Annotated in this window: 22 protein-coding genes and 1 tRNA gene; 18 read left to right on the plus strand and 5 right to left on the minus strand. The window is 57.3% G+C overall.

Going from position 1 to position 25871, the window contains the following annotated elements; translation table 11 throughout:
* Nucleotides 1-2: 2 nt before the first annotated feature.
* On the minus strand, nucleotides 3-515 hold the full coding sequence (locus CS919_RS08845; protein WP_099299127.1) for a hypothetical protein: 513 nt from the start codon (nucleotides 513-515) through the stop codon (nucleotides 3-5).
* A 280-nt stretch (nucleotides 516-795) separates the two neighbouring features.
* Here CS919_RS08845 and CS919_RS08850 point away from each other — a divergent pair, with 280 nt between their 5' ends.
* From CS919_RS08850 to CS919_RS08880, 7 genes are all read left to right on the plus strand, one after another.
* The gene (locus CS919_RS08850) at nucleotides 796-1032 is read left to right on the plus strand and encodes a hypothetical protein (protein WP_143341782.1); all 237 of its coding nucleotides are present in this window, start codon (nucleotides 796-798) and stop codon (nucleotides 1030-1032) included.
* Nucleotides 1033-1123: 91 nt separating this feature from the next.
* Nucleotides 1124-1393: a hypothetical protein gene (locus CS919_RS08855; RefSeq protein WP_099299129.1), complete on the plus strand. Its 270-nt coding sequence runs from the start codon at nucleotides 1124-1126 to the stop codon at nucleotides 1391-1393.
* Nucleotides 1386-1838, plus strand: a complete 453-nt coding sequence (locus CS919_RS08860; protein ID WP_143341783.1) for a hypothetical protein — start codon at nucleotides 1386-1388, stop codon at nucleotides 1836-1838. The genes CS919_RS08855 and CS919_RS08860 overlap by 8 nt, the downstream gene beginning before the upstream one ends.
* On the plus strand, nucleotides 1835-2158 hold the full coding sequence (locus CS919_RS08865; protein ID WP_099299131.1) for a hypothetical protein: 324 nt from the start codon (nucleotides 1835-1837) through the stop codon (nucleotides 2156-2158). Before CS919_RS08860 ends, CS919_RS08865 begins: the two co-directional genes overlap by 4 nt.
* A 42-nt stretch (nucleotides 2159-2200) precedes the next feature.
* Nucleotides 2201-4351: an AAA family ATPase gene (locus CS919_RS08870; protein WP_099299132.1), complete on the plus strand. Its 2151-nt coding sequence runs from the start codon at nucleotides 2201-2203 to the stop codon at nucleotides 4349-4351.
* On the plus strand, nucleotides 4351-4638 hold the full coding sequence (locus CS919_RS08875) for a hypothetical protein (protein WP_099299133.1): 288 nt from the start codon (nucleotides 4351-4353) through the stop codon (nucleotides 4636-4638). The genes CS919_RS08870 and CS919_RS08875 overlap by 1 nt, the downstream gene beginning before the upstream one ends.
* 211 nt (nucleotides 4639-4849) lie before the next feature.
* Nucleotides 4850-6646: an HK97 family phage prohead protease gene (locus tag CS919_RS08880; RefSeq protein WP_099299134.1), complete on the plus strand. Its 1797-nt coding sequence runs from the start codon at nucleotides 4850-4852 to the stop codon at nucleotides 6644-6646.
* Between the two features lie 514 nt (nucleotides 6647-7160).
* Here CS919_RS08880 and CS919_RS08885 read toward each other — a convergent pair.
* Together CS919_RS08885 and CS919_RS08890 are read right to left on the minus strand one after the other, a co-directional pair.
* Nucleotides 7161-8651, minus strand: a complete 1491-nt coding sequence (locus CS919_RS08885) for a glutamate-cysteine ligase family protein (protein WP_099299135.1) — start codon at nucleotides 8649-8651, stop codon at nucleotides 7161-7163.
* 223 nt (nucleotides 8652-8874) lie between these two features.
* A complete protein-coding gene (locus CS919_RS08890; RefSeq protein ID WP_099299136.1) occupies nucleotides 8875-10314 on the minus strand; it encodes an alanine/glycine:cation symporter family protein in 1440 nt (479 codons plus the stop codon).
* 206 nt (nucleotides 10315-10520) lie between these two features.
* On the opposite strand from CS919_RS08890, the gene pgm reads away from it, so the two are divergent.
* The 3 genes from pgm (at nucleotide 10521) to CS919_RS08905 (ending at nucleotide 13362) form a co-directional block, all read left to right on the plus strand.
* On the plus strand, nucleotides 10521-12209 hold the full coding sequence (gene pgm / locus CS919_RS08895) for a phosphoglucomutase (alpha-D-glucose-1,6-bisphosphate-dependent) (protein WP_099299137.1): 1689 nt from the start codon (nucleotides 10521-10523) through the stop codon (nucleotides 12207-12209).
* Between the two features lie 150 nt (nucleotides 12210-12359).
* Nucleotides 12360-13094, plus strand: a complete 735-nt coding sequence (locus CS919_RS08900; protein ID WP_099299138.1) for a DsbA family protein — start codon at nucleotides 12360-12362, stop codon at nucleotides 13092-13094.
* Between the two features lie 195 nt (nucleotides 13095-13289).
* Nucleotides 13290-13362, plus strand: a tRNA-Ala gene (locus CS919_RS08905).
* Between the two features lie 1795 nt (nucleotides 13363-15157).
* Here the strand turns inward: CS919_RS08905 and nadE are convergent.
* Nucleotides 15158-16066, minus strand: coding sequence for an NAD(+) synthase (gene nadE, locus CS919_RS08915; protein WP_099299140.1), 909 nt, complete (start codon nucleotides 16064-16066; stop codon nucleotides 15158-15160).
* 193 nt (nucleotides 16067-16259) lie between these two features.
* Between nadE and ykgO the strand changes: the two genes are divergently transcribed.
* The 6 genes from ykgO to nrdE all read left to right on the plus strand — a co-directional run bounded on the left by ykgO (nucleotide 16260) and on the right by nrdE (nucleotide 21904).
* A complete protein-coding gene (gene ykgO, locus CS919_RS08920) occupies nucleotides 16260-16382 on the plus strand; it encodes a type B 50S ribosomal protein L36 (RefSeq protein ID WP_012732041.1) in 123 nt (40 codons plus the stop codon).
* Between the two features lie 159 nt (nucleotides 16383-16541).
* Nucleotides 16542-17111, plus strand: coding sequence for a vitamin K epoxide reductase family protein (locus CS919_RS08925; protein ID WP_234990884.1), 570 nt, complete (start codon nucleotides 16542-16544; stop codon nucleotides 17109-17111).
* 337 nt (nucleotides 17112-17448) lie between these two features.
* A complete protein-coding gene (gene nrdH, locus CS919_RS08930; RefSeq protein WP_099299142.1) occupies nucleotides 17449-17679 on the plus strand; it encodes a glutaredoxin-like protein NrdH in 231 nt (76 codons plus the stop codon).
* A gap of 142 nt (nucleotides 17680-17821) precedes the next feature.
* The gene (locus tag CS919_RS08935) at nucleotides 17822-19165 is read left to right on the plus strand and encodes an MFS transporter (protein ID WP_194186656.1); all 1344 of its coding nucleotides are present in this window, start codon (nucleotides 17822-17824) and stop codon (nucleotides 19163-19165) included.
* Nucleotides 19166-19172: 7 nt separating this feature from the next.
* A complete protein-coding gene (gene nrdI, locus CS919_RS08940) occupies nucleotides 19173-19616 on the plus strand; it encodes a class Ib ribonucleoside-diphosphate reductase assembly flavoprotein NrdI (RefSeq protein ID WP_099299143.1) in 444 nt (147 codons plus the stop codon).
* Between the two features lie 122 nt (nucleotides 19617-19738).
* Entirely contained in the window at nucleotides 19739-21904 is a 2166-nt protein-coding gene (nrdE, locus tag CS919_RS08945) for a class 1b ribonucleoside-diphosphate reductase subunit alpha (RefSeq protein WP_099299144.1), read from the plus strand.
* A gap of 126 nt (nucleotides 21905-22030) precedes the next feature.
* On the opposite strand, the gene CS919_RS08950 is transcribed toward nrdE, so the two are convergent.
* A complete protein-coding gene (locus CS919_RS08950; protein WP_099299145.1) occupies nucleotides 22031-22528 on the minus strand; it encodes a ferritin in 498 nt (165 codons plus the stop codon).
* Between the two features lie 318 nt (nucleotides 22529-22846).
* Here CS919_RS08950 and nrdF point away from each other — a divergent pair, with 318 nt between their 5' ends.
* Together nrdF and ctaD are read left to right on the plus strand one after the other, a co-directional pair.
* Nucleotides 22847-23842 (plus strand): class 1b ribonucleoside-diphosphate reductase subunit beta, encoded by a 996-nt coding sequence (nrdF, locus tag CS919_RS08955; protein ID WP_099299146.1) that lies wholly within the window; start codon nucleotides 22847-22849, stop codon nucleotides 23840-23842.
* 190 nt (nucleotides 23843-24032) lie between these two features.
* On the plus strand, nucleotides 24033-25733 hold the full coding sequence (gene ctaD / locus CS919_RS08960; protein WP_099299147.1) for an aa3-type cytochrome oxidase subunit I: 1701 nt from the start codon (nucleotides 24033-24035) through the stop codon (nucleotides 25731-25733).
* Nucleotides 25734-25871: the final 138 nt, after the last annotated feature.

The raw sequence follows: 25871 nt of genomic DNA on the forward strand, positions 1-25871 counted from the left end.
GGCTATCCCCAATTGAGCTTTTGCTTGGAAGCCTTTATCCAACGCCCTGCTGTAGCTGGCGGCAACTGCATTTTCTCCTGAATAAATTTTGCCGGTCGCTGGTGTGTTAGCTCGGCAAATTTGTAAAGCGTTTCGATTAGAGCCAGTGTCCGGGGATCTTTCGCGCCGATTGATGCCTGAGTGAGGATTTCTGAGTCGTTTGGTAACGCTTGCTTTCCGAATCGAGTGACGATTCTCTCTAGGTTGTCCCGAGTGTGTTCAGCGATCCGGACTCCGCGGAGTAGTTCGCTTGTGACCTCTTCTGTTCCTAGATTGTCGCGAAGCACCGATACAGAGGTCACTCCTATTTTCCCGCCTAGGTAGTCGTATTCCAGAAAGGTCTTGTATCCCGGCTGGGGTTGATCGGGGACTACTAAGCGAACAGGCATTCTTGCTTCAAATCCGCTCGAAAATCCTATGACCTGCGAGTTTGCTGCATATTCGAAGGCGCCTATCGTCATTCCTTCATTATCCATGATCGGTTCTCCTTTGACCTAAAAGAATCAGTAATGATTCCGTGTTGACATGACTCGATCATTGCTGGTACTGATTGTACGTGAGTGAGTCACTACTGACATCACTCGCTCATACAGGAAGGGAATGTTTCATGCTTCGCGTACTGACAGACGAAGATCTATGCGCTCGATATCCGGGGACGAATCGGCAGTCCTGGGCGCAACGCCGATATACGGGAAAGGCTCCTCGCTTCTTCAAGGTTGGACGGAAAGTTTTTTACCGGGTAGAGGACGTCCTCGAGTGGGAAGAAAACAATCTCCGAACCTCAACTTCGGAAGAGGGGATCACCGGGTGAAAAACGCCCTCGTCCTCGAAGAGATTCCCGGTTTTGGTCGCATCGCAGTCACAGATAGGGCTGACGTCGTTATCGGGACAACCAGGATGACTTTCAGGCAGTTCGAGCAATTCTCCATCCATCTCGACAAGGCCTACGACAAAGCCGCCACCATCTTCTATCGAAAAGGAGGTAACGAATGAAGCCGTTTAGTCGACACGTTGACCCACACGCCCTCGAAGCCCATCACCTGCTCGAACCCACCTCCCAGCCCGCCCACGACAAGGACTAACCATGACTGCCAAGCCCACCCTGGAAGAACTCGTCACCGCGTTCTCCAAGGCCTCCGAAGCCCAAACCGAGCTACTGCTCGAGCTCAGAGACGCCATCGACAACCAAGCCCTGTTCATCGGACTTGTCGTTGATCTGCTCAAAGCCCACATGGGTACTGAGAAAGCCGAGGCCGTACAAGAAGCGTTTTTCGACGGCTACAACGACTTCGTTGAAAACAAGGCTTTCGAAGACATCACCCGCAACTTCAACAAGGAGAACCCCAATGCCTAACCCAAATGAAAAAAGCCCGGCTGCGCCAACGACCGAGCAAGACGAGCACCTACCAAGTAACTCTAACAAGGAGACTACCAGCCCAATGGGACACCTTCACCTTTTCAACCGGGGGAAGTCCACCGGCATCCACCACCGCCACTATTGCGGTTCTACGGCACCCATCGACGAATCCATCACCTTTGTTGCCAGCCGCTCAGCCGCCGCCCGTTCCATCCAGCAGAACACCGGCCTTCAGATCTGCCACGACTGTGTTGAAGAACAGTCCGCTCAGGCACGTGCCAGGAAGCAGCAGCAGGAGCGTATGCAGCGCGCCAACGACCGAGCCATCCGCCGCGAAGAGCTCATGTACGACATTGTCGACGCCCACAAAACCGGAGCCGATACGACCAACCTGCTCGACCAACTCACGAACATCACCGACGTAGAGGGGGAGGACGAATGAGCTTCGACGCCCTGGACATCATCAGCGCCGCCATCGCCTCATTCCCCTTTGTCCTACTTGCCATCTGCCACATCTCTGAATGGAAGGCCAACCGCACCATGAACAACAACCGTCACTGCTCACGCTGCGGAAGACGAATGAGCCTGGGCAATGCCGACCAGTGGAATGAACAATTCGACGCCGGGCACCTCGTCGGCTTCGTCTGCGATACCTGCCTGACCTCTGCTGAACGGCGCCAGGCCGCGGCTAATGCAGCCGCCCTGACCTACAAGATCGGCAGCAAGTACTACCAACACACCGGCACACACCGGTTCTTCTGACCCCCTGCCCACCCTTCTATCCTCTTAAGGTTCCGCTGATTCATGGCTGCTACCGCCACCTCATTCGATCGCATTATCACCGCTGCGAAACATGAAGGTCTTGAAGTTCGCGTCTCTGATACCCACAAAGCCCAGATCCAAACACCAGGGCATGGGGACAGAGACCGCGGTACCTCAGTGACCTACATTCCGCACGAGCAAAAGACGCTGATCTATTCCTTCAACGATGACAACGTTGACCAACAGTCCAGTGTGACTGAATTTCTCGAGCACATCGGACTCACGGTTGGGGATCTATACGACGAGAATTACAGCCGCACGTACAACTACTCCGATGGCTTTTCCGTTGTGCGTTCTGCTCAGAAGACGTTCACTCAATGCTGTGCCCACGGTGTAGCGCCAAGCAAGTGCACTAAGGGATGCAAGGACAAGATCCGAGCACTCTACGGCGTCGAATCACTCAACCTTGACGGGATGGTGTTCATCACCGAAGGAGAAAAAGATGTCGACGCGATTCATGCGTCCTGGTCTCTACCCGCGGTCTCTCAGCACGGTGGCGCGAATGCTCGTCTGAACACTTCGGATTGGTCTGTTCTCGACTCTCGAGATGTGACTATCGTTGCAGACAATGATGACCCTGGTATCAAGCGTGCCCAGAAGCTCGCTATGCATCTCCAGAAGCTCGACAAGCCACCGGCTTCTATCTCTGTTGTTCGTGCTGCTGAAGGTAAAGACGCGGCAGACCATATCGTCACCGGCCATTCCCCTCAGGATTTTGTCACCGTTGGAGACACCGTTGCTCGCCGTCGCGTGAAACTAATCCAAGCCACACAGGTGAAGACGGAGAAAGTTTCGTGGCTGATTGACGAGTGGATCCCTGCAGGCATGCTCACCCTCTTGGCGGGGCGAGAAGGGTTGGGCAAATCAACGATCGCTTGTTCATGGGTCGCGGAGTTCAGCAAGAAGGGTATGAAGTGTGCCTATCTCAACTCTGAAGACTCTCGAGCGTTCACGGTCAAGCCTCGGCTCCAGGCGGCCGGCGCTGATCTGAACAACGTCTACTTCATTGACGTTGTGACCGAAACCGGCGCCGAAGGTCATCTTCGCCTGCCGTCGGATACTGAAATCTTGTTCTATGAGTTGGCATCCAAGGGCGTGAAGTTCGTCATTCTTGACGCTGCGAAGTCGTCAATGGATCCGAAGCTCGATGGGTATAAAGATGACCACGTGCGGCAGTTCCTCGAGCCGCTTGCGTCGTGTGCTGATCGTTACGGCATCACGATTGTGGGGCTGGCTCACTTCGGTAAGCAAGAGGGCAAGGACACGGGAAAGCTGCTCTTGGGTTCGATTGCATGGTCTCAGATCGCGCGAAGTGTGCTTGCCGTCGCATTGGACGATGCAGGGGAATTGGTGGTCTCAAACACCAAGGCGAACCTTGCGAGCAAGATTGTGAACCGCAAGGCGTCTATTGCCTCCACGCCGGTTCAAACTGATGACGGTGAGCTCACTCAGGTTGGCGTGATCCAGTGGGGTGAATTCACGGATGACAAAGCTAGCGACTTCCTAGAGCAAAAGCAGGAGGGAGAGTTCGACGAACGAAGCGAGATTGAAGCGGTTGTTGTGGACTACCTCATCAGTCAAGGCGGTAGCGCTCCAGCGAAGGATGTCCTGAAAGTCACCAATGCTGCTGGACTGTCAGACAACGCAGTGAAGAAGGCTCGTAAGAAGTTTGGCGTCTCCACGACCAAGGCGGGAATGGGTGCCGGATGGATGTGGACGATTGATATTCCATTCCCGAAGGTGCCCGAAGATTCCGAAGGTTCCCGCACATATATACGGGCATCTTCGGCACCTTCGGGGGAATCTTCGGGGCAAGGCAACGGCGATAGCGACCCGAATGATCCAGCTGCAGAGTACGGATTATGGCCTGAACCAACTAAGGCGGCCGGCGATGGTGATGGAAATGTGTACACAGACGCCCCTCGCAATAGCTCCGGACTTCCCGACGGTCGCTCGGTGATTCTCGAAGCGCTCAGCGACTCTCACGCGCTCAGCCAGGGCGCGATCATGCGACAGGTCAGAGAGGTCATAGGAAGTGGTGCTGATGTTCCAGACGAGCTCGACCGCATGAAGTCTGAAGGCCTGATTGCTGAGTCTTCGCCCGGCAAGTTCATCAAGAGGAAGGCCGCCTAATGGCCTCGTCTCACAAGCCACCCTTGCCCTCGCCGCATCAAGTCCGCGACCAATGGGACTTATCCCTCGATAACGTCACCCGCCTCATCGCCCGCATCCGTCCGCAACGCTTCGACGGCGCTCTATGCGCGGGCAAAGCCCCACTGTTCGATCTGGAGAAGACCACCACCGAGACCGATACCGAATACCAAGACCGCCTCACCTACATCCACCACCACTGCCACGCCTGCCCCATTCCGTCATGCAAGGAACGAAAGAAAATTAAGAAAATCTCCGTGAGTTCATAGAAAACGAGACATGATATAATCGAACTCAGGTTCCACCAAACCGCTAAAGACATGCCATTCCCTCAGGGAACCGCATGCGTAGCCGTTAAGTGTTAGACCGCTTGTTCGCCGCAAAAAGCCGCGTAGAGCATCAGCTCCGCCGCATTAACAGCCGCACAACGACAAGAGCGCAATTCGCATGCGCTAGAACCTCAAAATCCTAAGGATCACAATGGATCTAACCACCAAGCTGGCAGACCTCAAGGTCAAAACAGACCCAGCACAAGACGGCATGATCTCCGGATATGCCAGCACCTTCAACAACATAGATGCATACGGGGACACCATCGCCCCCGGAGCATTCAAAGAATCGCTCCAGAAGCATCTCCAGGACGGCACCAAAGTGCCCCTGCTCTTCGAACACGACCGCTCAATCACATCCCACATCGGAGAAATCACACAAGCGGAAGAAGATGAACAAGGCCTCCAAATCTCCGCTGTCATTGACACTGACTCAGAATCCGGTGTGAAAGCTCACAAGCTGGTGAAGGCCGGACGAATCCGGGGACTTTCAATCGGGTTCAACGCAACCGAAGTAGAACCCAGCGAGATCGACGGAACCCCAGTCAACAAGATCAACAAGATTGACCTCAAAGAGGTCTCACTTGTACTGAACCCAGCAGATTCCCAAGCGCTAGTCAATGGCACAAAAAGCGTTTCGGACTCGTCCCGGCTCGACTCGGTAGACGGACATGAACTGCTTACCGCTCTCGAAGGAAGCGACCCAGACACCTCCCTGTCCGAACTGGCACAACGCACGGTTGAAGCTGAAGCAATCGCCAAATTCCGGTCAGAGTTGTTGCGTGGCGACCTTACGGCCGCTCAAGAAGCTCGACGAGGGATCCACAAGTCCCTCATCCCGGAAGCTGAAGATCTCATCAAGACCATTGCCACAACCGCTTCAAACAATGATCGACGCCTAACGTCGCCCGAGCAGCGCGCTCTCCGCGCCGCTCAAAAGTTCATCTCCACAGCGAAGAAGAACGCAGAAGCAAACAAGATATTCGATCAAATCCGCCGTGCCAAAAGCGCGGGCGCATCTCATATGGAAGGCCATACCTTGGACACCAAATCTCAACTACCCGTCTCCCGCATCGGACACGAACGTGTTGCCGAAGCCACCGTCAAAGCCATGCGAGGAGGTGAACACGACGTCTGGAACCAAAAGGCAATCCCCGCCTCAGGAGACGTCCTCGTTCCTGCAATGACTTCCATCGAAATCCAGAAGTCTGAGGCGCCAGCACTGTCCATCTTGGAGCTCATCCCTCACGAACGAGTGGCAAGCCCTCAGTTCTCCTACCTTCGACAGACTGCACGCACCAACAACGCAGATGTTGTTGAAACAGGAGCAGTTAAGCCAACCTCGGACTACGGATTCGAGCGCGTCGACGCGGCACTCCAAGTCGTGGCGCACCTGTCTAAGGGCATCGACAAGTATCTCCTCAGCGACATTGCAGCGCTGAACTCTTTCCTCGCCTCGGAAATGACCGCAGGCGTCATGGAGCGAGTAGAAGGCCTGATCGTTGAAGCGCTCGAAACTGCAGGAGGAGCCAAGACCCAGGCCTTCGACACCGACGTCTTCGCTACCACTCGAAGCGGACTGACCCAGCTCCAGAGCTCAGGACTCAACCCCGCCGCATTCGTGTTGTCACCATCCGATTGGCAGTCAATCGAACTATCCAAGACATCAGGAAGTGGACAGTTCATCTTCGGCGCCACACCAGTGAATCAGATCGAACGTACCCTCTGGTCAGTGCCGACCGTGGTGTCCCATCGAGTACCTACCGGCGCGGGCTACCTCATCTCGCAGGAGTCCATCAAGCTCTACAGTGACGGCAATCTCGAAGCGGCATGGAACTCAAGTGGAGAAGACTTCTCTCGCAACCAGCTCACTTTCCGTGTGGAAGGCCGTTTCAAGCCAGTTGTGACTCGAGAATCCGGTGTGGTCAAGCTAGACCTTTCCGCCTAACGCTAACTCTGCTGGAAGTAGCTGAGCCCCCCCTTCTCTTGAGTGCTTCGCGCGCTCGAGGGGAGGGGCTTCTTAATTCACGAGCTTTGCCTGGAGGTCAAAGGAGAGTGGGGTTGCCCAGTCTCCCTCCCCGTGAGTCTAAGGGGGCTCGCGCGCGTTAAAGAGGCATGGCGTCAACTATGGCGTCTGAAGCCGCGCCAATTCTTGAGGTGGTACCGCCCCTGATCCTCCTTGGCTGCCTCGATTAGGCCTTCTCTCTCCCCGAGGATTCTCCAGATTCGTTCCCTGCCCACATTTTGCCCACACTTTCCCTTGATTCGGGGGAATTGAATCTTATCCACCGTGATCGAAATGGCAGGTAGATGCGACTTTCTGCTTCTCTGACCTGAGGGCAGGCCGGGTTCAATTCCCGGCGGCTCCACAGAAGGAAAAGTTCCCCTCACCTGTTTGTGCAGGTGAGGGGAATTTTTGACTCGAAGCAATGCTTGCGCGGGATGAGCGGGCGAAGCCGGGATTATTGCATCGTCGTGGGCCAGGTGTGCACAGGCTCGCCCGTTTCCTGCAGCTCGAGGTAGCGCCGAAGAACCTTGGCGATAGCTTCGCGTCGTTCCGGGGAGTCCGGGGTTGTCATCTCTCCGCCTGCTTGGCGTAGTGCCGCGATCTGCCAAGACGCGCCGTTCTGATGATTGCGCATGCGCCCTTCGATGATGCCCAGGTACTTGTCGATCAGTTCCGCATCCACATTTAGCGCTTCCAAGCCCTGACGAGCCTGATCCAGCAGGTACTCAGAAATCAGCTTGGTCACCGGAATGCGTCCCAGGGTGGGCCACACCATCTCCGCGTTCAGACCATCACGGGCTCCCGCGTTGAAGTTATCGTGAGCATCAGTAAATGGCAGGCGGGACCAAACAGGTCGAGCCTGGTTGCTCAAGTACTTCACTAGGCCGTAGTAGAAAGCAGCATCCGCAACGATATCCGCCGGGGTGGGCCCCGCGGGCAGCAGACGGTTTTCGATACGAATGTGCGGCTGATCCGTGCCCGGATCGTAGATCGGACGGTTCCAGCGCCATACCGTGCCGTTCTGCAAGTTCAGGTAATGCAACGCGGGGTTCTCGCCGTCCAGAATCGGCGTGCCCGCATCCGAGCGGTCCTCGGGCAAGAGTGGAGAGAAGTAGCGGACGTTTTCCTCAAACAAGTCGAACACACTGGTGATCCAGCGTTCGCCGAACCATACGCGAGGGCGCACGCCTTGGTTGACGAGCTCATTCGTGCGGGTATCGATGGCTTGATAGAACAGCGGCACGCGGGACTCGTGCCACAGCTGGTGACCAGCGAACAGGGGAGAGTTGGCACTAGCTGCCACCTGAATGCCGGCGATGGCCTGGGACGCATTCCATGCATCCGCAAACCGCTTCGGCGCCACCTGCAAGTGCAACTGCATCGAGGTGCAGGCGGATTCTGGAGCGATGTCCTCGAACTCGTGGAGGTAGTGCTCGTCTCGTGAAATGTCGATCCGCACCAGCTCGCCGCGTGCCTCGATCACGGAGTTGCTCAGTGCTCGGTAGCGGTTCTCGCGAGTCATCCATGCAGGGTCGGTGAGAAATTCCGTGGTTAACGAGGGGAGAGTGCCGATCATCGCGACGCTTGCGTCGGCCTTACTTGCAGCGTCCTTGACTGCATCCAACCGCGCGGTTAACTCGTCCTGCAGCTGGCTGAGACCAGTGCCGTTGATGGTGTGCGGGGGAAGGTTGAGCTCGACGTTGAACGAGCCAATTTCCGATTGGTACTCGTCGGACAGCTCGGCAAGAACGGCCTCGCTGCTGCGGCTCGGCTGCATCTGATCATCGACAAGGTTGAGCTCCAGCTCCAAGCCGATGGTGCCTTCGTCGATAAAATCTGCGGTCTGTAGGAGGCGATCGAAAACCTCGAGGTCTCCCATCAGGCGCTGGCGGTAACGCGTGCGCTGTTTTGGAGTGTAAGTGTCAGAGGAAACTGCATCGCCCATAAAGTTCAGAGTAGAGCAAAGTGGGGCGAATGATGTGGTGCAACTGTGCCATGAGCGGATCCGGCCGAGGTTCCTACCGAGACCACCGGTGACGTTCCTGCTGCTGAGTAATCCCCAACAACCCTAAATAAGGGGCACCGCACACACTGTGCGATGCCCTTCATTTTTGTCTTGGCGCTGCCACTAGCTCAGCCCAGGAACTAAACCAGCCCAGGAGCAAAACCTACGTACGCCAAGGATTCTTGGTCTCCACCAGGAATTGGTGAACGTCATCCGGGCGCGCCCGCAGCTTCGGGTCAAACGCCAGGTAAGCCTTGGTCTCGCGAACCACCAGGCCGGATAGCAGGATCAGGCCAATCAAGTTTGGTAGCGCCATCAGGCCGTTAGCCAAGTCCGCGAAAGTCCACGCCAGCTCCAGCTCGGTTGTGGCGCCCACGAACACCACGCAGGTAAAGATCATGCGGTAAGGAAGCGAAGCCCACGCGCCAAACGCACGCTCCGCGTTGCGCTCACCGTAGTAGGACCAACCCAAGATGGTGGAGAAGGCGAAAAACACCACGGATACGGAGACGATGGTTCCGCCCCATTGGCTGCCGATGCCAGTGCTAAACGCCGTGGCGGTCATCGTCCCCGCAGCTTCCTTGCCTTCTTCCCACGCGCCCGTGGTCACGATCACCAGACCAGTCATGCTGACCACGATGATCGTGTCGATGAAGGTCTGAGTCATGGACACCAGTCCCTGGCGGACCGGGTGCGTGGTCTTTGCCGCAGCAGCCGCAATAGCCGCCGAACCCATGCCGGACTCATTGGAGAAGATGCCGCGAGCCACGCCCATCTGCAGCGCCATGATGATGCCGGAGCCCAAGAAGCCACCCACTGCAGCGGTACCGCTAAAAGCATCGCTGAAGATCAAACCCAGTGCGGAGGGGATCTTGGAGACGTGGATACCTAGGACGATGAATCCACCGATCAAGTAGATGATGATCATCAGCGGCACGAAAGCACTGGTCACGCGCCCGATGGCCTGCACGCCACCCAGCAGAACTGCACCCACGAACACGAACATCACCACGCCACTGATCCACGGCTCGATGTTGAACGTGTCATGCAGGCCAGCAGACACGGCGTTGGCCTGCGTGAGGTTGCCGATGCCGAAGGAGGCGATGATGGCTGCGATGGTGAAGAACCACGCGAGGAACTTGCCGAAACCGCTCGACAGCCCGTTGGCCAAGTAGTACTGCGGACCACCATTGATATTGCCGCGGGAATCACGGGTGCGGAAGCGCACACCCAGGAATGCCTCGCTGTACTTCGAGGCCATGCCGGCCAGGCCCGTGATCCACATCCAGAACAAAGCGCCCGGTCCTCCCACACCAATCGCCGTGGCCACGCCCACGATGTTGCCCACACCCACGGTGGCAGCGAGAGCGGTGGTCAGAGCCTGGTACTGGGAGATGTCACCCTCGCCGCCGTCGTCGTTGCGGTCGATCAGACCGTGGCGAAGAGCAACCGCGAGATAGCGGAATTGGATACCGGCCAAGCGAATAGTGAGGAACAGCCCGGTGCCCAGCAACAGCGGAATGAGTAGGAACGGACCCCACACAATCGAGTCGATAGCGCTGAGCTTCTCATTGAGGCTTTCAGCAAATGAAACGTCAGTCATGGGAAAAACGTACTAGGAAAATCTCACCTCGAGAACCTATTTGGACAACTTCCCCGTGGTTTCTCGATCAAGGGGGTGGAAAAGGGGAGGTGGTTGGCGTCGAGAAAACAACACCACATCAACGCACGCATTTGGGGGAGAGTGCCCGCGACACCCGCCGCAAACTAGGGCAGGCTGGAGACATACCCACAACAAAGGAGCACGTCATGCACCCACGCGCCGGGCAGCCTGCCCTCCCAGAAGACCTCACAGACATCCCCGCCCTCCTAGCGGCGTACAAAGGCATCCAGCCGGATCTCACGGATGCGGGCCAGCGAGTCTCCTTTGGTACCTCGGGTCACCGTGGCAGTTCTTTCGATGGTGCGTTTAATGAGGCGCATATTTTGGCGATGACGCAAGCAATCGTCGATTATCGCCGCGAACAGGGCATTAATGGCCCTCTGTTCATCGGCAGGGATCCACACGCGCTGTCCGAACCTGCTCATGCCACCGCACTGGAGGTGCTGGCCGGCAACGGTGTGCGCACTTTTGTGGATGCCGAGGATGGCTTTGTACCCACCCCGGCGATCTCCTTTGCGATTCTGGAACACAACAAGCGGCTGCCGGGTGGACCGGAGGGAACGGACCAGGGGCGCGCGGATGGCATCGTGATCACGCCGTCGCACAACCCGCCACGCGATGGCGGATTTAAGTACAACCCGCCCACGGGTGGACCTGCGGATACAGACGTGACCTCGTGGATCGCGGACAAGGCGAATGCCTACCTGGATACGGGGCTGGAGGGCGTGCAACGGGCAGATTCTGCTGGCTCCGGTGTTGGTGCTGGCTCCGAAGAGGCCGAGTGCATCGAGAAGTTTGACTTCCTCAATACCTATGTGAACGCTCTTCCGGAGGTCATCGACATCGACGCGATCCGGGGGGCGGGCGTGCGTATCGGTGCCGATCCGATGGGCGGTGCTTCTGTGGCGTATTGGGCGCGCATCGCCGAGGTGCACAACCTGGACCTGACGGTGGTCAATGACCAGGTGGACCCCGCTTTTGGCTTCATGACTTTGGATTCGGACGGCAAGATCCGCATGGACTGCTCTTCTCCTTCGGCTATGGCGAGCTTGGTCAGCGCGGTGGCGGGGCACGGGGCCAGCTCGTACGACATCGCCACGGGTAACGACGCAGACTCTGACCGCCACGGCATCGTCACCCCGGATGCCGGCTTGATGAACCCGAACCACTACCTGGCTGTGGCTGTGGACTACTTGTTCTCGCACCGCGAGCAGTGGCCGGCAGAAGCAGCTGTGGGCAAGACTCTGGTCAGCTCCACGATGATCGACCGCGTGGTGGACGGCCTGGGGCGCACGCTCAACGAGGTGCCGGTGGGATTCAAGTGGTTCGTGCCCGGGCTGGTCAACGGCAGCGTGGGCTTCGGTGGTGAGGAATCCGCCGGGGCATCCTTCCTGCGCAGGGACGGCACGGTGTGGTCTACCGATAAGGACGGCATTATCGCGGACTTGTTGGCCGCGGAGATCCTCGCGGTGACGGGCAAGACTCCATCCCAGCGATACGCGGAGCTGGAGGAGAAGTACGGTGCGCCGGTTTACTCCCGCATCGATGCGCCTGCGGATCGCGAGCAGCGCGAGACGCTGAAGAAGCTCTCCGCTGCTGATGTGACGGCCGAGGAACTGGCAGGTGAACCCATCACTGCCATTCTCACGGAGGCACCAAGTAACGGTGCTGCCATCGGCGGCCTGAAGGTAACCACGGACAATGCGTGGTTCGCGGCTCGCCCATCGGGCACCGAGGACAAGTACAAGATTTACGCGGAGTCCTTCAAGGGCAAAGAACATTTGCAACGCGTGCTTGAGGAAGCTCAGGCTGTGATTGACCAAGTGATGGCCTAACAGTTTGCTGGCAATTGGGCTCTGACCGGGGAAGTCATTGGAGACAAGGCCCCTTCAAGGGTTAGGGTTGATTCATTATCATGCGCGTCGCGCGCAAAATCGTGCGCGAGCGGTGCACGTTGCTGACAACTCCTGAAAGGATTCACGTCTGTGAGCCAGAAGATCAAAGCCCCAAACTCTAAAGGTGGAAGTGGCTTTTTATGGATTATCGTCGCGATTCTCGCGATTGCCGCAGTAGTAGTTTTCCTGGTGGTGCGTAACAACACCGGTGGGGATCAGCTGGCAGCTGAGATGCCGCAGGAAGATGTGAACTTCACTGTGGCGCGCGAGGGTAACTCCGTGGTGTTGGCTTCCCAGGACCTGAAGGAGGACGCTCCCGTGGTGGAGATCTTCGAGGACTTCAGCTGCCCTCACTGTGCTGAGCTGGCGGAAGCGGATCACGAGGATTCTCTGCAGGCTCTGAACGAGGGCAAGGTCAAGATCAAGTTCAACTTCCTGAACTTCTTGGACGGCGAGGCCACCGGTTCTTCTACCCGCGGTGCGGCTGTGGCCCTGGCAGTTGCTGAGACTGGCAATGCGAAGGCTTTTTGGAACGCTCACAGCGAGTTCCTGACTAACCAGACTGAGGTTGCCCGCAAGTGGGATTACGAGGAGTTTGGTCAGGCTCTGCAGGCGTACGACCTGGACCAGTCTGTGATTGATTCCATCTCCAGTGGTGAGGTTCAGGATGCCGTGCTTCCCGTGGTCAAGGCCAACGCCGATGACCTGACCGAGCGCGAAGGCTCCGTATCTTCTCCGTTGGTTTACGCAGACGGCAAGCGGGTAGAGCTGAAGAAGGGATCGGACAACAAGGTGCAGTCCTGGGTTCCGGACGTGGTGAAGTAGCCTCTGTGAATTCCTGACGTTGAGGTGCCCAGTCGCAGTGAGGCGGCTGGGTTTCTTTTTGCCCGACGCCATGCTCCCCACAACCCCTTGCGAACTGGCGATTTGTTTGGCTGCAAGCTGTTCGGGTAGCTTTAAGGACGTTCAATTCGCAGTTGAGATTCGGGTCTTTGGGCTTGATAATCAGCCGAAATGTACGGGGCTATGGCGCAGCTGGTAGCGCACCACACTGGCAGTGTGGGGGTCAGGGGTTCGAGTCCCCTTAGCTCCACGGAAAGAATTTCAACCCGGTCTTTTGACCGGGTTTTCTCTTGTTTTGATGCGGGGCTGGGGAAGCGTAAATTTCCGGGGGATTGAAACCGGTGTTGGTGCAGCTAGGTGCTCAAACTTTGCTATCGCCAAGCAATGGCATCGATATAGTGACCGCGGGGGAACCATAATGGGTGTTGCTACCTCTGAGGGTATTGGTGTGGTGTGCGCCGAGAATGTGAGCAGTTGGGAAACGAGGCTCGGTTGGTCAGAGGCGAAGATGAGGCACTAGGTATGGCTACCTGCGTTCTACAAATCGATATCGCAGGGGAAAAACACTTTCATTGTGTGGTCTCGCCATGTGGAATGTGCCATCCCGGCGTTCGGAGGGCGCCAGGTTCAGCAAGGCGATAGGTACTTCAAGGTGGAAGTGCTCAGCCAACCGGAGTCTGCGGGTCATGACCTCATGGTCTTGAACCGACAGCAGATCAGTGACGACATCGTTGATTGTGAGGGTGCAGGCATCGAGGGGATCAACGAGGATCGCTCAGGCGCCAACGGGGGTAATTTTCGGTGGTTTCGCAACAGTGTAAAAATGGTGGTGAGCGCATGTATAAATCACAAAACGTTATACGCAGGCGGGGTTGATTTTCCGGCGCGTGTAACTAATGCCAGACGCGAACGATTGTCTACGTGAAGGCGCCGACACCAAAACATTGTCCCCGCGGCGCCGCTAACTGAAAGGATTATCTCATGATCGAGATCTTCGCTACTTTTGCATCCACCATCGTCTCCCTGCTCTCCGGCGGCATCACCGGCTTCGTCGAGGCTGTTGCTGGTCTGTTCAACTAAGACGAGCCTGACCTGACGTTTTAAGTTCTAAACGTCTAAACCCGGCCGCTACGGCGGCCGGGTTTTTTATGCCTTTTTTGCACCTCATGAGAGTGATTTTTGCTTGGCAGTGCAGCGGTTCAAAGGCTAGGAATTTTCAATTTTGCAATGGTGGAGGTTGTTGAACTGAGGTTCCCAATTTGCCGCGAAGGGTTTGCCTTAGGGGGCTGTTCGAGCGCGCAGGGGATTGCTCAACCTGTTTGATGCTTGCGATGTAGTTATTATAAAGTTTCACTCCAGTGCATATCTCCCCGTGCTGAACCAGGATTGGCGGGGGTATCTATAGATGTGCGGGGTGGCGCCGGAAACGACAGGTGGGGCTCACTGAGGGAAGAGAACATGCGTTTTGGGGCGGGGTAGTTTCTCCCCCCGGTGTAACTAAGTGGGGAGCCTGACGATTGTTTAAGTAACGGCGCCGAAAACAACACCCACTGTCCCCAAGGCGCCACCAAGAGAGAGGATCTGTCATGATCGACATTTTTGCAACCTTCCTGAGCACCCTGGTTGGCCTGGTTTCCGGAGGCCTCACCGGCTTCGTCTCGGCTGTCGCTGGCTTGTTTGTCTAAGCCTCGAAAAATCCCAGCATTCATGGGATAGAAAGACCCCGCCCTTGGAGGCGGGGTTTTTCAGTGTCATAAGGTGAATTCGAGGAAACGTTAGTTAAGAATTGGTCTCACGTTTGCGGTGCATGAATGCCCGAGGCAAAGTTTCCTTTCGTTTAAAACTTGGAAATAGATTTTGCGAAACCTCTGGATGCGACATTAGTTCTCAGTATTGGGAGCTGATTGGTAAGTGTCTCAACCCATGATGGCGCCGATACTTGTGCCAGTCCCTCGTGAAATGGCAGCTGCCACCGTTGACCCTTTGCTAGGCAGCTTGGTTCTGCAGGATCATCCGGCTGCTTTGGTTACGGCTCACAGCGTGACCTAGTTGCCCAGCGAGTGCTTGGTCTCCAACCACCACTGGTCATCAGGGGTGGCGGGCAGCGCGCGCTTGTGCCTACTGCGGAACCAGAGGTCTTCGATGCGCTGCGCGGATTCCTTCGGCACGTCATCTCCGTTGTGTGTGCTCTGCAGGTAGCCGTCGATATCGCGGTAGGTCACGCCGAGCGCCTGTTCATCCGCCAGCGCCGGACGGTCCTCCTCCAGATCCGCGGTGGGCACCTTCTTCCACGTGGATTCCGGCGCGCCCAGGTACTCCAGAATGGCCGCACCCTGGTTCTTCGTCAGACCGGCCAAGGGAACGAGGTCCGCCGCACCATCGCCGTGCTTCGTATAGAAACCCGTCACTGCCTCAGCTGCGTGATCCGTGCCGACGACAAGCCCACCGACTTCCCCGGCAATGGCGTACTGTGCCACCATGCGCTGTCGAGCCTTGATGTTTCCCTTGTTGAAGTCTGAGACTTCCTCAATATCCATTGCCAGGGTCACCGCCGCTGCTGCCGCGTCAGTAGCTTCCTTGATGTTGACCACCACGGACTGCGAAGGCTCGATGAACTTCAGCGCAATCTGTGCATCGTCTTCGTCAGCCTGCACGCCATAGGGGAGGCGTACCGCGATAAAGCGGTAGCGAGTGTCAATGGCAGTGTTCGCTACGGCGGGGGAGACGGAGGTGGCGTCGGTCTCAGAGGAATTTAGACGTTCCACCGCAAGCTGGCAGAGACGACCAGCCAGAGTGGAATCTTGCCCTCCCGAAATGCCCAGCACCAAGGCGCGGGCGCCGGTGGATTTGAGGTAATCCGCGATGAAGGAGATGCGGCGTTCGGCCTCGTCGGCGGGGTCGATGGACGGCTGCGCGCCGAGTTCATTGATAATGCGGTTGTGCAGGGAAGTCATGGTTTGATGGTAGCGCGATGCGCGGTTGTAGTGCTGGGGTCAGCAAGCATTTGGTTCAAGGGCGGAATGTGGGTAAACTCAACCCTTGTGTTTGTGCCCGGTGCGTGGAAGGTGCCACCGGGTCGCTGGAAACTGACGGTGTAACTGCTCCGTTGACCAGCTAAAAAGTCGCCGATGAAGAAAGGAGCGCCCGATGAAGGTTCGTAAGTCGCTTCGGTCGCTAAAGAACAAGCCGGGTGCCCAGGTTGTGCGTCGCCACGGTAAGGTCTTCGTGATCAACAAGAAGGACCCACGTTTCAAGGCTCGTCAGGGCTAAGACCCTCGTGCCCGCGTAGGTTCCTACGCTCACTGAGCCCCTCGTCACATTCTGTGTGGCGAGGGGTTTGGCGTATGTGGGGAAAGTTTCTCGCGATAGGATGAATTGAGACCACGCGTCTTAAATTGCCTCGATTGTTGCCTCTAGGGAGTGCCCGCCATGAAGACTATGCCCGCCAGTAGAGCTTTTGGAATCGCCATGTTGGTACTGGCGACGATCGGGCTGGGGTTCTCCACACTGATTATGTACGACAAGATCCAGCTGATGCTGGATGCCAGCTTCAGCCCCGCCTGCACGCTCAACGAGGTGATTTCTTGTACGGATGTGATGCAGTCGGATCAAGCCTCGGCGTTTGGTTTTCCTAATCCCTTCCTGGGGATGATCGGGTTTCCCGTGGTGATGACTCTCGGCGTGTTGATTGCTAGTGGCGTGACGCTGCCACGATGGATCTGGTACTCCACGGCTGCGGGGTTGGGGCTCGGCGTGCTGTTCGTGCACTACCTGGCTTATGCGGCGATTTACGAGATCGTGGCTTTGTGTCCGTACTGCATGGTGGTGTGGTCCGTGATGCTCCCGCTGTTCGTCATGACGGTGGCACACATCATCAGCCAGGGCCGAAAAAGGCGTGACGGCGCGTCTGCTGCCGGGGTTGTGATGCCTGCGACGGTGATTCTGGTGGCGTGGTATCTGGGCTTTATTGCTGTAATCCTGGAGCAGTTCGCCTTCTAGAGTTTTTTGGGGCCCCTGAACTGCGCTGTCTCATACGGTGGGCAACGCACGGGCAACGCGGTTGAAATTACAAGAATGTTTTTTTTAGCGACCAATATCTAGTGGCAGGGTTTTCGACCACCTGCAGGTTCGCTCCTTAAAACCACTATATGTAGTGCTTACATGCATGCAACTGCCCAAAATATTGTGTTTTTTCGGGTTGTGTCACAGCGGTGTGATGTGTAATCTCAGACAAGTCACGCGGACATAGGAGCTCACCGCTAACAGCCCTAGCGCCCGCGTCTGAACCGCCACACTTCATCCGGCGAAACGCCGGATCTTCCCAAGGAGCAGCAGAATGATCACCCTTTACACCAAACCAGCTTGCGTTCAGTGCACCGCTACCAAGCGCGCTCTCGATAAGGCCGGCTTGGAGTACACCATGGTGGACATCAGCCTGGATGATGACGCGCGCGATTACGTCATGGCCATGGGTCACCTGCAGGCACCTGTTGTGGTTGCCGGCGAGGACAACTGGTCGGGCTACCGCCCAGACCGCATCCGCGAGCTTTCTTCTGCAGCTGCGTAACTAGCTCGCACCGCGCTACAAAAGTGCGGGCGGCGGCACACCACGTTGCCGCATCTTTCGCGCTAATTTACAGCGCTCTTTCCAGTCGGTATCTCTGCTCAATCCGGCTGGCTTTTCTTATGGTCGCTTAAAGGAATGTCTCATGGCTTTGCGCTCGCTGATGGCGGATACCGCCCCGCTGAAGCACGATGATTTCCGCCATCTCTGGCTAGCTAACATCGTCACTGTCATCGGCGCACAGCTCAACATCCTCGCCGTTCCCGCCCAGATTTACGCCGTCACTGGCAGCTCCGGTTATGTCGGTTTGTCCGGCTTGTTCGGCCTCGTGCCGCTCGTCATTTTTGGCCTCTATGGCGGCGCACTCGCGGATGCGATGGATAGGCGCATCCTTCTGCATATCACCACCATCGGCATGATCGTCTCCGCCGCTGGGTTCTGGGCACAGGCCGCAATGGGTCTAAACAACGTGTGGCTCATCCTGAGCCTGTTCGCTGTGCAGCAGGCCTTCTTCGCGATCAACCAGCCCACCCGCACCGCGATCATCCCCAAGCTGGTGGGCAAGGAGAACATCGCCGCGGCCGTCAGCCTCAACATGACGGTTATGCAGCTCGGCGCGATCGTGGGACCCCTCGTCGGCGGCGCGTTGATCCCCGTACTGGGCTTTTCCTGGCTCTACTTCCTGGATTTCCTCGCTCTGTTCGCCACCCTGTGGGCCGTGCACCGTCTGCCTTCGTTGCGCCCTGATTCCTCTTCTTCCGACGCCACCACTCAGCGCCCCGGCTTCCGCTCCGTAGCCGAAGGTTTCGCATTCCTGCTGACCCAGCCGATTATTCTCATGACTTTTGTCGTGGATCTGATCGCGATGATCTTCGGCTCCCCGCGCGCACTGATTCCGCAGATGTCCCACGTGGACTTCGGCGAAGGCACAGACGGCGGACTCATGTACGCCCTGCTGTTCGCAGCACTGCCCATCGGTGCTGTGCTGGGCGGCGTGTTCTCCGGGCGCGTCACCGCCATCGCACGGCGCGGGTTGGGCGTGACGTTGGCGATCCTGGTGTGGGGCGCCGCCATCGTGGTGATGGGACTGGCGGTGTCCCAGGCCGACGGCACAATCGGCCTATGGGCGTGGATCGCGTTCCTCGCCTTCGCCGTGGGTGGCACCGCAGACATGTTCAGCGCCGTCCTGCGCTCCACCATGCTGCAAGAGGGAGTCACGGATTCCATGCGCGGCCGCTTGCAAGGAGTGTTCATCGTTGTGGTGGTAGGTGGCCCACGCTTGGCAGACATCGTCCACGGCGCGGCGGGCACGCGTTTCAGCGCGGGCACGGTCACCGCAGCCGGGGGAGTGCTGGTGATCATCGGCACGCTCATCGCCGTAGCCCTCGTACCGCGCTTTCTCACGTGGACACCAGATCAGCCCATTGCTGCAGACGATGGGGAGAGTGCAGATATTGACGAGTTTGGCGTCGAAAAGGAAAGGACGTAGAACAACCATGTTGGTGACATATTTCTCCTCCACCTCGCTCAACACCCACCGATTCGTCCAAAAACTAGACGTGGAATCCCGCCGGATCCCACTGCGAAAGTCCGAAGGCGAACTGGTGGTAGACCAGCCCCACGTGCTGATCGTCCCCACCTACGGCGGAGGAGCGGGCATGACCGGTGATTACAGCCGGCCCGTACCTAAACAAGTGATCAAATTCCTCAACAACGAGCAGAACCGCTCACTATTGCGGGGAGTTGTCGCCTCGGGCAACCTCAACTTCGGACCAGATTTCTGCAAGGCTGGAGACATCGTGGCGGCCAAATGTGGGGTGCCATACCTCTACAGATTTGAGCTCATGGGCACCGACCACGACGTTCGTCGAGTTCAAGAGGGGCTCGAAGAATTTGAGCGCACGTTAAGGCACAACGGGCGATGGGAATCCGTAGCATGACATAGGTATGCCATCGGGGCCACGCGCACACCGCGCTCGCTAACACGGACACAAAAAGACAGCACCCGCCAGCCACCCACGTGGTGACCAGGCAAGAAAACAATCAGGAAAGAGCAAGGCCGATGACCAGCACGACCGAACTTGGCAAGAACGTGGCAGAGCCCGTTAGCCAGGCAGATCAACTAGACTTCCACGCCCTCAACGCGATGCTGAACCTGTACGACGATCAGGGCAACATCCAGTTTGATAAGGACCGCGAGGCGGCCAACCAGTTCTTCCTTCAGCACGTCAACCAGAACACGGTCTACTTCCACGACCTGGAAGAAAAGATCGACTACCTGCTGGAAAACAAGTACTACGACCCAGCAGTGCTGGAGAAGTACGATTTCGCCTTCATTAAGTCCCTGTTCAAGCGCGCCTACGCCAAGAAGTTCCGCTTCCAGAGCTTCCTCGGTGCGTACAAGTACTACACCTCGTACACCCTGAAGACCTTCGATGGCCGCCGTTACCTGGAGCGCTTTGAAGATCGTGTGTCCATGGTGGCACTGGGACTGGCCGACGGCGACCGCACGCTGGCTGAGGCCCTGGTGGACGAGGTCATGGACGGACGCTTCCAGCCCGCCACCCCGACCTTCCTCAATATCGGCAAGGCCCAGCGCGGTGAGCCCGTGTCCTGCTTCCTGCTGCGTATCGAAGACAACATGGAATCCATCGGCCGTTCCATCAACTCCGCGCTGCAGCTGTCCAAGCGCGGCGGTGGTGTGGCGCTGCTGCTGAGCAACGTGCGTGAGCACGGCGCGCCGATCAAGCACATCGAAAATCAGTCCTCCGGCGTGATCCCCGTGATGAAGCTGCTGGAAGATGCCTTCAGCTACGCCAATCAGCTGGGTGCGCGCCAGGGTGCAGGTGCTGTCTATTTGCACGCCCACCACCCGGACATCCTGCGTTTCCTGGATACCAAGCGCGAGAATGCGGATGAGAAGATCCGCATCAAGACGCTTTCTCTGGGCGTGGTTATTCCGGACATCACCTTTGAACTGGCCCGCCGTAACGACGACATGTACCTGTTCTCCCCATACGACGTAGAGCGCATCTACGGCAAGCCTTTCGCGGACGTTTCCGTGACCGAGCACTACGACGAGATGGTGGAAGACCCACGCATCTCCAAGAAGAAGATCAACGCGCGTCAGTTCTTCCAGACGCTCGCCGAGATCCAGTTCGAGTCCGGTTACCCGTACATCATGTTCGAGGACACCGTGAACCGCGCGAACCCCATCGAGGGGCGCATCACGCACTCCAACCTGTGCTCCGAGATCCTGCAGGTCTCTACCCCGTCCGTATTCAATGACGACCTCACCTACGACACCGTGGGCGACGACATCTCCTGCAACCTGGGCTCCATGAATATCGCCCGCGCGATGGATTCCGAGGACTTCTCCCGCACCATCGATACCGCCATCCGTGGATTGACCGCCGTGGCAGACCAGACGAGCATCGATTCCGTGCCGTCCATTCGCCAGGGCAATGACAACTCTCACGCCATCGGCCTGGGCCAGATGAACCTGCACGGCTACCTGGGACGCGAGCACATTCACTACGGCTCCGAAGAGGCGCTGGACTTCACCAACGTGTACTTCGCCGCCGTGATGTTCGAGGCCATCAAGTCCTCCAACGCCATCGCTAAGGAACGCGGCGAGAAGTTCAACGGCTTCGAAAACTCCGAGTACGCCACTGGCGAGTTCTTCGACCGCTACAACGTGGAGGAATTCCAGCCCACCACGCAGCGGGTCAAGGAACTGTTTGACAACTCCTCCGTGCAGATCCCTACCCAGAAGGAATGGGACGAGCTGCGCGCATCCGTGCAGGAGCACGGCCTCTACAACCGGAACCTGCAGGCCGTTCCTCCCACAGGATCGATCTCCTACATCAACAACTCGACCTCCTCGATTCACCCGATCGCCTCCCGCATTGAAATCCGCAAGGAAGGCAAGATCGGCCGCGTGTACTACCCAGCGCCGTACATGACGAACGACAACCTCGAGTACTACGAGGATGCCTACGAGATCGGCTACGAAAAGATCATCGACACATACGCGGTGGCAACTAAGTACGTGGACCAGGGACTGTCCCTGACCCTGTTCTTCAAGGACACCGCCACTACCCGCGATATCAACCGTGCGCAGATCTACGCATGGCGCAAGGGCATCAAGACCATCTACTACATCCGTCTGCGCCAGACCGCGCTGATGGGTACTGAAGTTGAGGGTTGCGTGAGCTGCATGCTGTAACGGCAGCTAAAAGGCCGGGCCCGGAAGTTTTCTTCCGGACCCGGCCTTTTTAATGGGGTGGTTAGTGTGCGGTGCACTACTTGTGGTGAAGAGCTTCAGAGCATTGCAGCTCTGAAGCAGTTTTTTTTACTCTGGGTCGCGCTGTCCCAGCTCACCATCGATGCGCAGCAGACCAGCGCCATCGTTGCCGACCAGCTTGATGCGCTCGATGATCTCCTCGACAGAAGCCTCTTCTTCGATCTGCTCGGAGAGGAACCAGTTCAGCACGGAGCGAGAATCGATATCGCCGACCTGATCAGCAGTGCGGACCAGCTCGCGGATCATCTCAGAGACCTTGCGCTCGTGAGACAGTGAGTGCTCGAAAGCCTCCAGTGCGGATCCTACCTTCAGCTCAGGAACGTCGATCTCCTTGAGCAGGACGCGCTCGCCGCGATCCAGCAGGTGATCCGCGAACTTCTGTGCGTGCTCACGCTCTTCAGCAGCCTGGGCGAACATCCAGTCGCGCATGCCGACAAGGCTCAGCTGATCCAGCTCGTAAGCCAGCTGGGTGTAAATCAACGCTGCCTGGTGCTCAGCGTTTACTTGGTGGTTCAGTTGCTCGGAAAACTTCTCGTTGATAGCCATGCCATGAAGTTTAAGAGCAAAATTCCAGCTGCGCTAGGATTACTAGCCTTGCCTAATGAAAGGTAAGGCAAGGATAGGCGCGATCAATTAATGGAAATATAACCAACCGGAGTGGGTAGAAAAAGCTGGTGAGGGAGGGGTTTGGCGTCGGGCAGCAAAGAGGTGACGGACAGCATAGGTGACGCCCTAGACCAACAGGTAACATGGCTCCCAGTGCCTGAACAGGCTGCAATGCCATGAAGGTAAATTACACAAAATAAGTACTTCAACTGCGCAAACCGTCAAGATTTAGCGCGGTAGAAAATAAGGGGTTTTTCAATGAGCGATCATGCTCCGAAGTCGCCTGCGCACCACGAGGTTGGCAGCCCAGTATCAGCCATCAACTGGAACGCCATCACCGATGACAAGGACCTCGAGGTCTGGGATCGGTTGACCGCCAACTTCTGGCTGCCAGAAAAGGTGCCGCTGTCCAATGACGTGCAGAGCTGGCACACGCTCAACGACATCGAACGACAGACCACGATGCGCGTGTTCACCGGCCTGACCATGCTGGACACCATCCAAGGCACCGTGGGCGCGGTCAAGCTCATTGAAGACTCGCAGACCATGCACGAGGAAGCCGTGTTCACCAATATCTCCTTCATGGAGAGCGTGCACGCGAAGTCCTATTCTTCCATCTTCATGACGCTGGCCAGTACCCCGGAGATCAACGACGCATTCCGCTGGTCCGAGGAAAACGACAAGCTGCAGAAGAAGGCAGACATCATCCTCGGCTTCTACGAGGGCAACGATCCGCTCAAGCGCAAGATTGCCTCCGTGCTGCTGGAAAGCTTCCTGTTCTACTCCGGCTTCTATCTGCCGATGTACTGGTCCTCCCACGCGAAGCTGACTAACACGGCAGACATCATCCGCTTGATCATCCGTGATGAGTCCGTGCACGGTTACTACATCGGCTACAAGTACCAGCGTGCGCTCGAGCAGGAGACCCCAGAGCGCCAGCAGGAGCTCAAGGATCACACCTTCGAGCTGATGTTTGACCTCTACGACAACGAAGCCCAGTACACCGAGGACCTCTACGACGACTTGGGATGGTCTGAGGACGTCAAGCGCTTCCTGCGCTACAACGCGAACAAGGCTCTGAACAACCTGGGTTACGAAGGGCTGTTCCCAGCCGAAGAGACCCGCGTTTCCCCGGCGATCCTGTCCGCGCTGAACCCTGGTGGCGACGAAAACCACGACTTCTTCTCCGGCTCCGGCTCTTCCTACGTGATCGGCAAGGCGGAAAATACGACTGACGACGACTGGGCTTTTTAAGCACCCCCAAAAAGAACAAAACATTCACACAGGCCGCTGCCAGACTATTGAAATCTGCTGCCAGCCATTACGATGAAGATGTTCCTGCCCTCAGAAGGACATGCGTGACGATCAATGCCCTCTGAGCAGCAGAGAAAAAAAATTGATGATGTGCAAGACGAGTACATCATTGCGTAGTCAGGAGGAACCAATGACCGCAGTAGCGCCACGGGAGACCCACGAGGTCGCTCCGAGCCGCCCGGCGCCGCTCAACGAGCAAGGTCGACGGGGCAGCAAAGCATGGCTGATGCTGACCACGACCGACCACAAGCAGCTGGGCATCATGTACATGATGATGTCCTTCAGCTTCTTCATGATCGGTGGCCTGATGGCCCTGCTCATGCGCCTCGAGCTGTTTAAGCCAGGACTTCAGTTCCTGTCTAACGAGCAGTTCAACCAGCTGTTCACCATGCACGGCACCATCATGCTGCTGCTGTACGGATCCCCGATGGTGTTCGGCTTCGCTAACTACGTGATGCCGCTGCAGATCGGTGCCCCAGACGTGGCGTTCCCACGTCTGAACGCATTCGGCTTCTGGCTGACCACCGCCGGTGGTGTCATCATGCTGACCGGCTTCCTCACCCCAGGTGGTGCGGCTGACTTCGGCTGGACCATGTACCAGCCGCTGGCTAACGCCATTAACTCCCCAGGTGTGGGTTCTGACCTCTGGATCCTCGGCGTGGGTGTCGGCGGCGTGGGTACCATTGCCTCTGCAGTCAACATGATCACCACCATCCTGTGTCTGCGTGCACCGGGTATGACCATGTTCCGCATGCCGATCTTCACCTGGAACATCCTGGTGACCTCCCTGCTGGTTCTGCTCATCTTCCCACTGCTGACCGCAGCTGCCCTGGGCGTGTACTACGACCGCAAGCTCGGTGGCCACATCTTCGACAGCGCCAACGGCGGCGCCATCCTGTGGCAGCACCTGTTCTGGTTCTTCGGACACCCTGAGGTTTACATCTTGGCTCTGCCATTCTTCGGCATTGTCTCCGAGATCTTCCCAGTGTTCTCCCGGAAGCCAATGTTCGGCTACGTGGGTCTGGTCTTCGCAACGCTGTCCATCGCTGCACTGTCCATGGCCGTGTGGGCTCACCACATGTTCGTGACCGGCGCCGTGATGCTTCCATTCTTCGCGTTCATGACCTATCTGATCGCCGTGCCAACCGGCATGAAGTTCTTCAACTGGCTGGGCACCATGTGGAAGGGTCGCTTGACCTTCGAGACTCCGATGATCTTCTCCATCGGCTTCTTCGCTACCTTCCTCTTCGGTGGTCTGACCGGTGTCATGCTGGCTTCCCCAGCGCTGGACTTCCACGTCTCTGACACCTACTTCGTGGTGGCTCACTTCCACTACACCCTGTTCGGTACCGTGACCTTCGCATCCTTCGCCGGAATCTACTTCTGGTTCCCGAAGATGACCGGCCGCATGCTGGACGAGAAGTTGGGCAAGCTGCACTTCTGGCTGACCACGATCGGCTTCCACACCACGTTCCTGATCCAGCACTGGGTTGGTAACAAGGGCATGCCACGCCGCTACGCGGACTACCTGCCAACGGATGGCTTCACCATCTACAACCAGGTATCCACCATCGGTACCTTGATCCTGGCAATCTCCGTGCTGCCATTCCTCTGGAACGTGTTCAAGTCCTACCGCTACGGCGAGGTTGTCACCGTGGACGATCCATGGGGCTACGGCAACTCCCTGGAGTGGGCAACGTCTTGCCCTCCTCCACGCCACAACTTCACCTCCATGCCACGTATCCGCTCCGAGCGCCCAGCGTTCGAGCTGCACTACCCACACATGGTCAAGCGCATGCGCGACGAAGCTCACGTGGGACGCCACTTCTAAGCAGCACCTGCTTCCGGCGCGCACGAAAGTACACAACTGCAGTGCACTGCTTGTGAGCTAGCAAGACAAAAGCCACACCCTAACTACGCAGGGTGTGGCTTCTGCTATGACGTAACCTAGTCAGAGATTGATAATTGC

The organism is Corynebacterium dentalis (assembly GCF_900232865.1).
GTDB classification, from domain to species: Bacteria; Actinomycetota; Actinomycetes; order Mycobacteriales; family Mycobacteriaceae; genus Corynebacterium; species Corynebacterium dentalis.